Below are 14,360 nucleotides of genomic sequence, written 5' to 3'. Positions count from 1 at the left end.
CCGATGGGGCGCCGGGCGCACCGGGTGCGATTGAATCGGCGGGAGCACTTGAGCTTGTCGATGAATGATCGGAGCAGGCGGATAACAACAGGCTGCTGATAATCAGCGGTAATAGATTTTTTTTCATGACAAGTCTCTCGTGTTTTATGCCGGTGGCGGGTTTTAAGTGACAGCTAGTTGATTTTATGTTGTTAACTTATCTGTCATTGCTGTTTGTGCGGTGATGTAGCGCATTGATATAAGCGCTACCCGTCATAGCAGAAATGACTATTTCATCACCTTAGGCCTTGGCTAGAATCAACTCAAGTGCGTGCATACGTATTCAGCCTGCATACGTATGCATGAAAGACTAGTTCAGGTTTTTTCTGTCTGCGTGAATTATTGGTGGTTTATGAATACGTATTCTATGGTTTTTGTAATGCAAAAACCTGCCTTGGCGACTTGCATACGTATGTAGTCACTTGGCGAAAAAATATTGCTCGCGTATGTTGTTATTACGCAATACGAACACCGCAGTTCTTGTTTTAGTACCTGTCGTTTTTTTAATGGTAATTCTGGTGTTCATGAGATCAATAACAAGAGATTCAATCAAATGACAACAACTCCCTGGTGGCGCGGTGCGGTGGTATATCAGGTATATCCACGCAGTATGATGGACGCCAACAACGACGGTATAGGTGACATCCCCGGCATTATTAGCAAACTCGACTATATCGCGAGCCTTGGGGTGGATGCGATCTGGGTGTCGCCGTTTTTTAAATCGCCAATGAAAGATTTTGGTTACGACATCAGTGACTACCGCGATATAGATCCAATTTTTGGCACGCTTGCCGACTTTGATGAATTGATTGCCAAGGCGCATGCGCGCGGCATCAAAATTATTATCGACCAGGTGTTGAGCCACACCTCTGATCAACACGCCTGGTTTTTGGAGAGCCGCGAATCGCGCGACAATCCTAAATCTGACTGGTATGTGTGGGTCGATCCCAATCCCGATGGCACACCGCCAAATAACTGGCTGTCCATTTTTGGCGGCTCAGCCTGGGAATGGGAGCCGCGTCGCTGCCAATATTTTTTACACAATTTTTTAAAATCCCAACCGGATGTGAATTTCCACTGCGCCGCGGTGCGCCAGCAAATATTGGCTGAAGTGGAGTTCTGGTTAAAGCGCGGTGTGGATGGTCTGCGTCTGGATGCAATTAATTTCTGCTTCCACGATAAAGAGTTGCGTTCCAACCCGGTAAAACCGGAAGAAGAGCGCAAGGGGCGCGGGTTCTCATTGGATAACCCCTACGCTTTCCAAAAACATATTTACGACAATACCCGCCCGGAAAATATCGCGTTTTTGGAAAGTTTGCGTGCCTTGATGGATCGCTACCCGGGAACAGTGACGCTCGGTGAAATTTCTGCCGACGATTCACTCAAAACCATGGCGGAGTACACCGCCGGTAATTCGCGTTTGCACATGGCGTACAGTTTTGAATTGTTAGTTGATAAATTGTCCGGCTCCTATATTCGCGAAACCGTGGAGACGCTGGAGAAAAATTTATCGGAAGGTTGGCCTTGCTGGGCCATTGGTAACCACGATGTGCGCCGCTTTATGTCGCGTTGGGGCGGTAAAGAACAGTCGCCGCAATTAGCCAAAACGCTCAATGCACTTTTATTATCGCTGCGCGGAAGCGTATGTAGTTATCAAGGTGAAGAGTTAGGTTTGACTGAGGCGGAAATTGCGCAGCACGAATTGCAAGATCCGTACGGTATTACCTTTTGGCCGCGCTTTAAAGGTCGCGATGGTTGCCGCACCCCGATGCCCTGGAATCACACAGAAGCGCATGCCGGTTTTTCGCAAGCACAAACCTGGCTGCCAATTCCCGCTGCGCACAAAGAGCGTGCAGTTAGCCTGCAGGAAGATGATAAGGGGTCAATACTGAATGCGTATCGAACCTTTATGCAGTGGCGTAAACAACAACCCTGTTTGCGTTTAGGCGACATTCAGTTCGTTGGCGCAGCAGAGGATTATTTGGTATTTATTCGCAGCTTTGATAACGAAAAATTGCTTTGTGCATTTAATTTTTCCGCCAATGCACAAACTATTTCACTGAATGGCAATTACCATTTGGAAAAAACGGAAGGACACGGTTGTCACTCGGTGGTTACACAAAGTAACAATTTGTTAGTTCCTGGTTATGCCACAGTAATTTCCCGCGTGGTCTAGTGTTTGTCTTGTATGTAGTTGTTCTCCTTGTCGTTAGTCTCGCTTGATAGAGGGCTTTATGCCCTCTTTTTTTATTTTCTATTTCAGTTTTTCGTTCAACTTCTTTATTGCTATCTGCACTTTAAAAATTTTTGTTTATTTGATTTTCGCTTTTCAATCGTTGGATTGGAAAAATTAATCAACTAGGCTTATGCGGGAGGCAGGGAAATAAAGAATCTTTGCAGAGTGAAAAGTAAATGCATACGTATGCGGTGTTTTGAATACGTATGCATTCTATTGTGAGAGGTGCTGCCTAAGGCCTACTATCATTTTAGCGACAGAACCCTCTGTACAGCGTATAGATAAGTTGTTGTACGCATAATGTTAAAAATAAAAGATAGCTTCGCGGAGAGAAAATCATGAAGAAACACAAGTTTAACCACATGCTTGCATTGGCGACCACAATGGCGCTGGTGTCGGGCTCGCAGACAGTGTATGCACAACAAGCTGCTGAAGAAGTGGAAGAGATTACTGTTACTGGTTATCGTGCCACTGTATTAAATTCTATTGATACCAAACGCCAATCTGACGTAGTTGCTGACGTTGTTGATGCATCTGCGGTGGGTTCATTGCCACAAGTATCGATTGCTGACGCCTTGGGCCGTATCCCTGGTGTAACTACTGTGCGCGATTCCGGTCAATCATCGCAATTGAATATTCGCGGTATGAATGGCGACTTTATTCAAACCACACTGAATGGCCGCGAGCAAGCGACTACCAGTTCTTACACTGAAAGCTTGCGTTGGATGTCATTCGACCAATATCCCGCTGAATTAATTAGTCAGGCTGCGGTATATAAATCACCTAAAGCATCGCACATTGAAGGTGGTGTTGCGGCAGTTGTTGAACTCAAAACCGTTAACCCATTGCAAGCAGCGAAAGAGCATAACTTCAATGCTGGCGTACGTTTGTCGCATAACGATGATGCGACTGGCGATACCGGTGGTGAGCGTTATAGCCTCTCTTACCAAGGTAAATTTTTGGATGACACTTTCGGTGTAGCTCTGGGTTATTCCAGCCTGACTCAACCGAACAACTTTGACGGTTCGCGCGCCGCTGCCGATGGCCAGATTGGATATGCTTCTGCCAATTCTGATTTTGCGCGCGCCTATCAATTCCAAACCGGTTACGGCGATGACCAGCGCGATGCATTTATGCTGACCACTGTGTTCCAACCAAACGATTTTTTCAAAGCGCAATTGGATTATTTTAAATCCGAATTTGAATCTGAAGATAAACGCCATGGTGTGACTGTAGGTGGTTTGTCGAATGCCACAGCCACCAATGGTGTGATCAATATTGGCAACCCGAAAACCACCGGTGATTCGTCTCCCTGGATTGAAGCGCGCACCGAAGACCAGTCCACCAATGCTGACTCAGACAGCCTGGGTTTGAATCTGGAATTTAATTTAACCGATGCCACCACACTCACGCTGGATTACACCAATAGTAAGGGTGACAAAACCCGTAAAGATCGTTTGGTATCCATGCACGCGTATCAATTTGGTACTGCTACTGGCAACTTGAATGGTGCAAGTGTGACGGGTGCTACTTGGGAAGAGTTGGCTGGCCAAACGATTTCCATCACCGAGAATGGTGAAAAAACGCCAACGATTTCATTTAATAATCCTGACTTGCTGACCAGTTCCAATATGCGTTTGTCGCGCTACGAAGAATACCCACACGTTTACACCGACGAAGTGGAAAGTTTCAAAGCCGATCTGAAACAAGAACTGGAAATGCCGCTGATTAAATCCGTTGAGGCGGGCGTGCGTGTTTCCGAGCGCGTGTTTGATTCACGCCGCGGTACATTCCTTTACGGTGCGCGCGATGGTCAATTCCGCTACGTCGATGGCAATGGCGATTGGCAATCATACTGCGCTGACAATATCACCGAACCGTTCCTTGAATGTCAGCCACAAGAAATTGATGGTTTTGTTTCAGTCGGTTCAGTTGATGGTGCACCAGATCACTTCGTTGTGAACATGCAGGGCTTGGCCGATGAACTTTTTGGCGCGGGCAATTATCAAGGTAAGCAAATATTCAGCCGCGATTGGACGTTTGTTGAGTCAGGTGCGCTGGAAGAAAAAACCGATGCATTCTACTTGATGGCGAATTTGGAAACCGAATTGGGTAGCATTCCTGTGACCGGTAATATCGGTGTGCGTTATGTGAAATCCGATGTGAAATCCAAAGGTGTACAAAACGTTGGTGCCGGTAACGGCGAGTCAATTACCGATGATGTTGGTGTTACCCAAACCAACTACAAATACGTTGAGTACGGTCCCGAGTTTAGCGATACCTTGCCAAGCCTGAACCTGAACTTTGCATTGACTGATAACGATGTATTGCGTTTTGCGGCGGCAAAAGTAATGGGCCGTCCACCAGCGGGTCAATTGAAAGGTGGCGCGGGTTCCTGGAACGGTGGTGATCGCGGCGGCAACCAATACAACGTGTGGACCAAAGGTTCTCCATATCTGGATCCATTCCGCGCTAACCAATTGGATTTGTCTTACGAGCATTATTTTGACAATGGCGGTGCAGTGACCGTTGCGGGCTTCTGGAAAGATATCGAAAGTCTGGTAGAAAATATTTCCTACAATCCAGCCATTCAACGCGACAGTAACGGCAACCCCGTGTTAGATGGAAATGGCCAGGTAGTTGTCACCGAAGACACTCTGCCAATCTTCCAGGCAAACGGTTTGGAAATTCCAGCGGGCATGGTCGCAGGTACTTACCAAACTGCGGTGAACAACGAGAAGGGCGGTTATATTCGCGGTTTGGAATTAGCCGGTACTTATACCTTTGACGCATTGCCTGGTATTTTTTCTGGCTTAGGCACAACCGCAAGCTATTCTTTCACTCAAAGTGAAATGGAAATTACCGGTGGCTCGCTGTTTACGGACAAGCTGTCATTGCCTGGTCTTTCAGAGAATGTGTGGTCGGTAACGGCATTCTGGGATATCGGCCAATTCAGCACTAACGTCAACATGCGTTATCGCGATGAATACGTGTTGAATATGCCAGTACCAGGCAGTTCTACACCCGTACTGGGTCAGGCTTACACCACTGTGGATTATCAAGCGTCCTACGCGTTCGACAATGGTGTAGATGTGGTGTTTGAAATCACTAACCTGACGGATGAACCAGTGGTGTTGTCTTACGGCCAGGAAGGTCGCTTGGGCGAGTACAAAACCTTTGGTCGTCAGTACTATGTTGGTGTGAACTACAAGTTCTAATAGTCTGCAGTAACACTGGGTAATCCCAGCGGCAATCAGGAACCGCCCGTCGAGCCCACTTGACGGGCGGTTTTTTACTAAATGGCAGTGATGGATAGGTGTTGTTATGAATGGCAAACGTGTGTTGATTTTGGGTGGCGGTACGGCGGGTTGGATTACGGCGAATTTAATGGCGACCCATTGGCAAGACAAAGGCTTTGACATCACGTTGGTGGAATCACCGGACATTGGCATCATCGGTGTGGGCGAAGGCTCAACACCACCGTTAAAACATTTTATGGATGTGATTGGTGTTGATGAGCAAGAGTGGATGGCCGAATGCAAAGCCACTTACAAAACCGGCATCACCTTTAAAGACTGGTCAATCAAGCCGGGATTTACCGACTATTTTCATCCATTTTTATCGCAGCCCGATCAATTTAGCGCACCGGCTTTTTTTCACAACAGTCATTTGCGCCGCAATGGCGTAGATCTGGAAGGTCATCCCAATCACTTTTTTTTAGCCACTGAATTGGCGCGGCAAAAATTAGCACCTATAGCACCGCCCAATTTTCCGTTTGAAATTAACTACGGCTACCACTTTGATTCTGCGCTGCTGGGAAAATTTTTAGCCAGAGTCGCAGCGCGTAAAGGTGTGAAATATATTCAAGCGACCTTGCAAGAAGTTGTCTTGGCCGATGATGGCAGCATCAATTCACTTAAGATGCGCGATGGACAACAACTGCATGCCGATATTTATGTGGACTGCACCGGCTTTAACAGCGAGTTGTTGCAAAAGGCACTCAAGGTTCCTTTTATCAGTTGTGCTGATACCTTGTTTAATGATTCGGCCGTGGTGTTCCGAACGCCCCAACAAGAACAGATTGAAGTGCAAACAATCGCGACTGCGTTGAAATATGGTTGGGCATGGAAAATTCCACTCACGCACCGCAACGGTAATGGATATGTCTACAGCTCGCGTTTTTGCGACAAAGACAAAGCCGAAACTGAATTCCGTGCACATTTGAATTTATTGGATGCCGACATAGAAGCGCGACATTTGAAATTCAAAGTAGGGCGTGTAGCGGAGCAATGGCATAAAAACTGTTTGGCGGTTGGTTTGGCGCAGGGTTTTATTGAGCCGCTCGAAGCAACTGCACTGGATATGGTGCAAGAAACCGTTGCGCGTTTTATTGAGGCCTACAACAACGGCAATTACAGCGACCAATATCGTCAGGAATTTAATCATCGTATCAATTTACGCTTTGACGCAGTGCGCGATTACATCGTCTGCCATTACCGCATTTCTTCGCGCACAGATACAGATTACTGGATTGAAAATGGTCGCAATGAAAAAATTTCCAATTCCCTGCGTTCCATTTTGACGAGTTGGATGCAAGGTAAAAATATAACCGATGAGTTGGAGCGCCAAAAGCTCGATGCCTATTTCCCCAATGTATCCTGGAGCTGCCTGTTAGCGGGCAAAGGTATTTATCCAACCCAGGCACAATTAAAACCGGGTAACGAATTGGCGCACCAATACGATCTGAATAATATTCATCGCTATATCCAGGGTTGCGCACTCAATTTCAAGCCACATATGGAGCAGTTAGCCATGCTGGAAAAGGCAGCGATGAAAGCTGCATGATCAAGTAAGAGAAAAGAGCATGAACATAATAATTAAGGAACATTTCCCTATGCATAAACCTTCTCTTTCTGGATTGCTGGTTCTGTTCTGTACACTGCTATTTTCCTATCCGGTATTTGCGGAAGGCAGCAGCGCCGTAGAAGAAAATCGCTATGCGATCAAACATCTCGAACCTGCCAACTGGTGGGTGGGTATGAACTACCATCAGGTAGAGTTGATGGTGCACGGCGATAATATCGGCGCAACGCAACCGCAGATTAATTATCCCGGCGTGCAGATACTTTCCGTTATGAAAACGGATAACCCCAATTACTTATTTGTCACTATCGATATTGCCGCGCACACCAAACCTGGAAAATTCCCCATTGAATTTCAGCATGATGGAAAAATCCAGAGTCGTTTTGAATATGAATTGCTGGCGCGCGGAAAAAACTCTGCACAGCGACAAGGCTTTTCACCAAAAGATGCCATTTATTTAATTACTCCGGATCGCTTCGCTAATGGTGATGCTAATAACGATGCCGTTGCCGGATTAATCGAGCAGCCAGATCGCACGTTTAAAGGCGGCCGTCACGGTGGTGATATTGCCGGCATGACGCAACATCTGGATTACATCGCCAAGATGGGTTTTACCCAGATATGGCCCAACCCGCTGACTGAAAATAATCAGCCGCAATATTCCTATCACGGATATGCCGCGACCAATTTGTATTTAACCGATGCGCGCTACGGCACCAACCAGGATTTTAAAAATTTTGTCACCAAGGCAAAACAAAAAGGCATTGGCGTTATCCAGGATGTAGTGCTCAATCACATAGGTTCACACCATTGGTGGAATCGTGACTTGCCCGCTAGCGATTGGTTAAATTTACAAAATGCGCCCATGTTTACCAATCATCGCCGCACCACTGTGCAGGATCCTTATGCTAGTCCACTCGACAAACGCCTATTTGTCGATGGTTGGTTTGTGATCTCCATGCCCGACTTGAATCAGCGCAATCCGCATCTCGCTAATTATTTGATCCAAAATAGTCTTTGGTGGATTGAATACGCAGGTTTGAGCGGCATCCGCGAAGATACTTACGGTTATGCCGATGAACAATTTTTATCGCGCTGGGCAAAAGCGATTATGGATGAATATCCCAATTTTAATATTGTCGGTGAAGAGTGGAGCACCAACCCTGCAGTCGTTGCCCACTGGCAGCGCGGAAAGGAAAATAAAAGCGGCCATGTATCGTATATGCCGAGTGTAATGGATTTTCCAATCCACGAAACTCTGCGCCAGGTACTACTGGAAGAAGAGTCTTGGGATAAGGGTTTTGTTCGGCTGTATGAAATGCTGGCCAATGATTTTGTATATGCTGATCCGTTTAATTTGGTTGTTTTTCCTGAAAATCACGATACCTCACGCATCTACTCTGTATTAAATGAAGATCTCGACCTGTTCAAAATGGCAATGGTGTATACCGCAACCATGCGTGGGATCCCGCAATTTTATTATGGTTCGGAAGTATTGTTGACCAGCCCTAAAGAACGCGATGATGGTGCCGTGCGCGCGGATATGCCGGGTGGTTGGAAGGGCGATACCAAAAATGCATTTACCGGTACAGGATTAACTGCCAAAGAAAAAGAAAGTCAGCAGTTTATAAAAACACTGCTGAATTGGCGAAAAAATTCCGAGGTTATCCATCGCGGCAAGTTGCGCCACTATGCACCGGAAAATGGTGTTTATGTCTATGTCCGCTATCTGGACAATAAAGCCGTAATGGTGTTGCTCAATAAAAATAAGCAAGCGGTAACACATCCTTTACTCGCCTATCGTGAATTTCTGGATGGCAAGAAAAAAGCAGTTGATGTGCTCAATAAGCGCAAGGTGGATATCACCAAGCCATTGTCGCTTGCCGCTAAATCGTCGCTGATTATTGAGCTGCAATAGAATTGTTTTTACAACCCGTGGCGCTCAGCGTGCTGGCCGCTCTTAATTCCTCACTCCCGAGTTCTGCTTGGGAACGCCCATTACTCCAACGCGTGAATATCAAATGAAAATCTTCTTGTTGGTAACCTTGATGTGCGTGGCTGTCATTGGCTGCACACACGTCGATAAAAACAAACATGCAAAATCCACTGCATCCGGGCAAGGTAAACCCGTTGTTTACCAAATCTTTACCCGCCTTTATGGCAACACCAATAGCACCAATAAACCCTGGGGCACCATTGAAGAAAATGGGGTGGGAAAATTTAATGATATTAATGAGGCCGCGCTTAAATCGATTAAAGAATTAGGCGTAACCCACGTGTGGTACACCGGTGTGCCACACCATGCGGTGATCCGCGATTACACCGCTTATGGTATTAGTAATGACGATCCGGATGTAGTGAAAGGCCGCGCCGGTTCGCCTTACGCAGTAAAAGATTATTACAACGTAAATCCCGACCTTGCCGAGAATCCCGCCAATCGTTTGCAAGAGTTTGAAGCCTTGATTGCGCGCACCCATGCGCAGGGCATGAAAGTGATTATCGATATAGTGCCCAACCATGTGGCGCGCTCCTATCAGTCACTAAGCAAGCCTGTCGGTGTAGAAGACTTTGGTGCACGTGATGACAAGCGTGTTGAATATGCGCGCGATAATAATTTTTATTATGTGGTGGGGCAAAATTTTAAGGTGCCCGATTTTAAAGGCAGGGAGGCGCAGAATAACTATCGCCCACTGGGCGGTGAAAACCATCCGCTCAGCGATGGACAGTTTATAGAGAAACCCGCGAAATGGACCGGCAATGGCTCGCGTCTCGCTCAGCCGAAATTTGATGACTGGTATGAAACGGTAAAAATTAATTATGGCGTTCGCGCAGATGGCAGCAAAGATTTTCCTGAGCTGCCTGCTGGCTATGCGCAAAAAAATGTCATTGCCCACGCGCAATTCTGGCAGGGAAAATCCGTGCCGGATTCCTGGATTAAATTCCGCCAGATCGCCGAGTATTGGTTGGCTAAGGGTGTAGATGGTTTCCGTTTTGATATGGCGGAAATGGTACCGGTGGAATTCTGGAGCTATTTAAACTCCTCAATCAAACAAAAAAATCCCGACGCTTTTTTATTGGCCGAAGTCTACAACCCGGCGGAATATCGCAATTACATCCGCTTGGGGAAAATGGATTATCTCTACGACAAGGTGGAAATGTACGATAGTTTAAAAGCGATTATGCAAGGCAAGGCGAGTACCGATGTTATCGCCAGTGTGCAAGCGGGTATGAGTGATATTGAAGAGCACATGCTGCACTTTTTGGAAAACCACGACGAGCAGCGCATCGCCAGCCCGGAGTTTGCCGGTAGCGCGGAAAAAGCCAAACCGGCGATGGTGGTCTCGGCATTAATTAGCCGCTCGCCTACGATGGTGTATTTTGGTCAGGAAGTAGGTGAGACGGGTGCATTGGATACGGGTTTTGGTGATCCATCGCGCACTACCATTTTTGATTACGCGGGTGTACCTGCGCACCAGCGTTTTATGAATGGCGGGAAATTTGATGGCGGTTTGTTGTCTGCTAAAGAAAAAGATCTGCGCGGGTTTTATCAGCAAGTGCTAAATCTCTCGCTGCAGGAATCCGGTTTTGGAGGTGAGTATCTGGAATTGCATACGCACAATCGCCAGCATACGCCGGGTTATGATGGGAGTATATTTTCGTTTGCGCGCTGGAGTGATCAACAACACTGGATTGTGGTGAGCAATTTCAGTGCAACGCAAACGCGTCAATTTAATTTGCAATTGCCTGATTCGCTGGTGAAAGCCTGGGCTTTGCATGAGCGTTCTTATCGCATTGCATCGCGTCTGGGTGATAAATCTGCACCATTGCGTTTGCAGGTCAATAACGCTGGCGCTAGTCTGGCTTTGCAGTTGGCACCTTTGGAGTCTCTGGTATTGCAATTGATACCTGAATGAAATGGATAAATTGAGTAATAAGTTATTATTTTTAATAACATTGAATTCATAACAATACTTTTTTAATCGTTACATGGCCTAGCTCGGCCTGTTACTTGTCATTATCGAATGCGCCTGTGGATACATCCCGGCGCATTTTTTTTTGTTATCAATAAAAAGTGTTACTTTTCTTCATGTTTTTTGCTTTTGCATACGTATGCAATTTGCAAATTATCCCGCCGTTTTTTCTGCATACGTATGTAGTTTGCGAATCGATTTTTGCATCCATAGACTAAGCTTTGAGCTAGAAATTTTTTAATAGTCATAACAGAGAAAATTCCTTTTTATTTTTTTAGGGTATCCATACCCCGCATGTTGGTGTGCATTTTTTTTGCGGCCAGCTCGCTGTTTTCCATTCAGGTTCCTGCTTTCACATTGTAAAAATAATTAATTGGGAGATAGTCAAGATGTTCAACTCACGAACTTTCAATGCACGGCAAAGGTTGGGGCTAATTGCTCTGGCGCTTGGCGTGTTGTCATTCAGTGGTTGCGGTGGTGGCGGTAGCGGTACAGATAATTCTGTCGCAGAGCTGCCTGCGTGCCGCGATCCATTGGTGATTCGCGCAGATGGCACCTGCGGCGCTGCACTTCCACCCGTGGAATTACCGGCTTGCCCGGATGGCACTGTGCGCAATGCTGCAGGCGAGTGTGTAGTGCCCGATTTTCCATTGCCAACCCGGATGCCGGGCGCCAATGAAGTGGTCATCTACGTTAACAGCGAAGAAAAAGATTTTTCCGGTTACAACCTGCATCTTTGGCAGAGTTGCGGCAATGGCTGGGGTGACAGCATAGTGGATGGTAAGGGCACGACTTACCCGATTCCCACCACCTGGCCGAATGGTCCTCATGTCACCAGTCAGGATTCCGGTAGCGTGGGTATTACACACGACCCCTATTACGGCGCATTCTTTGTCATTCCAACGAGTGCACTGGGTAGCTGCGGTAATTTTATTGTCAAGACCCCCGGTGGCGCCGCCCAGACGGGCGACCTGCAAATCAATATCAAGCGCGATGGTTCCGGCCAGTTCGACCGCATGGGTTGGGTGATTATCAACTCGGCCAATATGCGCAACAGCCGCTTCAGCACACTGCCTATTTGTATCAATGATGTGTGCACCCTGGAGCGCCCACTGCTGAGCATTAGCGATGTGGAGGCCCATTGGATTAGCGCGCGCACCATTATTTGGAACCGCGAATTTTCGGCGAGCAAAAAGGTGGAGCTGTATAACTCTACCGCTGGTGGCATGGCGCCAGCGGCGGATGGCAAATTGACCGGCGGCAGCCTGCTGGCGCAATTGGGTGCCGGACGCCCGATGACCGATGATGAGCGCGCACTGGTGCCGCATCTGGCCAATTACATTGCATACGACCTGCCGACATCCGTCAGCCTGGATGCCATCAAAGCCGCGCTGAAAGATGAGCTGATTATTATTGGCCGCTACGACTCGGTCGAGGAAGCCGGTACTGTTGAGCGCGGTCGCGGTACTCGCATCCAGGTTGCCAAAGCGCTGGATGATCTGTACACCAAAGGCAGTAATGACGCTGATGAAGCGAAATTGGGTGTGAGTTACAGCTCAGGTGTGGGCGTGTCTGTGTGGGCGCCAACGGCGCAGGAAGTGGATCTGCGCATTTATGCCGGTGACCCGCTCAAACTGGCTGATTCCAAACCCATGACCTGGAACGCGGCCACCGGTATCTGGACTTACACCGGCACAGCTACCGAGCTAGACCGCAAGTACTATCGCTTCCGCATCAAGGGTTATAGCCCTGTATCCAAAAAAGTTCAGCGTTTGGAGGTGACTGACCCCTACTCCATCTCCTTGTCTACCAATGGCCGTCATTCGCAGTTCGTCAATCTGAACGATAGTGATCTCAAACCCGCCGGTTGGGATGGCCACATGGTGCCCACAGTGGCGGCGCCGGAGATGATCAATATCTACGAAACCCATATCCGCGACTTCAGTGCCAACGACCAAAGCACCTCTGCGGTTTACCGCGGCAAGTACATGGCGTTTACCCAATCGGGCACTGCACCGGTTAACCATCTGCAAGAATTGGTCGATGCGGGTATGACCCATATCCACTTCTTGCCGAGCAATGACAGCTCCAGCATCAAAGAGAGCAGCGACGAGCAGGTGAATCTGGATAGCTACATCTTTGAGCTGTGCCAAAAAGTGACTAACCCCGATAGTGTTGATGCCTGCGATGGTTCGGAAAGCAATGCATCCACCCTGCGTGAAGTGTTGGAAAGCTACGACCCTACCAGCGACAAAGCGCGCAAACTTATGGCTGCCATTGGCGATCTGGATGCGTTCAACTGGGGTTACGACCCGCAGCATTTCAATGCGCCGGAAGGTAGTTATGCGAGCGATCCTATGGGCTTTGCTCGCATCAAAGAAATGCGCGCCATGAACATGGCATTGCACAACATGGGCTTGCGCGTGGTGATGGATGTGGTTTACCCGCACACCATTTCCTCTGGCCTTGATGTTGCCAACTCCGTCTTCGACAAAGTGGTTCCCGGTTACTACTACCGCACTAACCCTGCTACTGCGCTGGCTGAGCAGGGCACAGGTGCAGGCCCCGATACCGCGACCGAAAACCGCATGATGGGCAAGTTCGTGCAGGATTCAGTCGTGCAATGGGCCGAGGCTTACAAGGTCGATGGCTTCCGTTTTGACCAATCCGGTTTTATGCCCAAGTCAGTGCTGGTCGATGCCTACAATGCTGTCAAAGCCGTGGATGAAGACAGCTACTTCTACGCCGAAGCCTGGACACCGGGCGGCGGCACCTCGGGCGACCGCATTGTTGAGCGCTCAACCCAGGAGGCTCTGGCCGGTACTGGCATAGGTACATTCAATGACCGTATGCGCAACCCATTGCAACAGCTTGCCTTGATCAAAGGTGAAGGGGTGGATGCAGTGCGCGCTGGTCTTGCGGGCAACCTCAAGAACTTCAAGTTGAAAACCAAATCCGGCGCTATCGTAAAAGCCGAGGCGGTGGGTGCTTACAACCTCGACCCGCAAGAAGCCATCAACTATGTGGAAAAACACGATAACGAAACCCTGTGGGATTGGATGCATCGCCCCAACGCCTTGCCAACTGATATGTCGCTCACCAACCGCGTGCGCGTCAGCAGCCTGACCTTGTCAGTGCCGGTATTAAGCCAGGGTGTGCCCTTTATTCAAATGGGTAGCGATTTACTGCGCTCCAAATCCATGTCGCCCAACAGCTACAACGCAGGCGATTGGTTCAATGCGGTGGATTTC

General features: G+C 48.1%; 5 protein-coding genes and 1 pseudogene. All 6 read left to right on the top strand.

Annotated features, from left to right (window positions below; all coding sequences use genetic code 11):
• Positions 1 to 592 precede the first annotated feature (592 nt).
• Entirely contained in the window at positions 593 to 2,215 is a 1,623-nt protein-coding gene (locus ACWA6V_RS06900) for an alpha-glucosidase family protein (protein ID WP_449521788.1), read from the top strand.
• Positions 2,216 to 2,613: 398 nt separating this feature from the next.
• Positions 2,614 to 5,493, top strand: coding sequence for a TonB-dependent receptor (locus ACWA6V_RS06895; protein WP_449521787.1), 2,880 nt, complete (start codon positions 2,614 to 2,616; stop codon positions 5,491 to 5,493).
• 106 nt (positions 5,494 to 5,599) lie between these two features.
• Positions 5,600 to 7,120, top strand: coding sequence for a tryptophan halogenase family protein (locus ACWA6V_RS06890; protein ID WP_449521786.1), 1,521 nt, complete (start codon positions 5,600 to 5,602; stop codon positions 7,118 to 7,120).
• A 49-nt stretch (positions 7,121 to 7,169) separates the two neighbouring features.
• Positions 7,170 to 9,056 (top strand): glycoside hydrolase family 13 protein, encoded by a 1,887-nt coding sequence (locus ACWA6V_RS06885; RefSeq protein ID WP_449521785.1) that lies wholly within the window; start codon positions 7,170 to 7,172, stop codon positions 9,054 to 9,056.
• Between the two features lie 103 nt (positions 9,057 to 9,159).
• Positions 9,160 to 11,052 (top strand): alpha-amylase family protein, encoded by a 1,893-nt coding sequence (locus ACWA6V_RS06880; protein WP_449521784.1) that lies wholly within the window; start codon positions 9,160 to 9,162, stop codon positions 11,050 to 11,052.
• A 446-nt stretch (positions 11,053 to 11,498) separates the two neighbouring features.
• Positions 11,499 to 14,360, top strand: a pseudogene (locus ACWA6V_RS06875) (alpha-1,6-glucosidase domain-containing protein); the annotation flags it as partial.

The organism is Cellvibrio sp., assembly GCF_053579595.1.
Note: the sequence above shows the minus strand (reverse complement) of the source record. Positions and strands in the feature narration are given on the sequence as shown.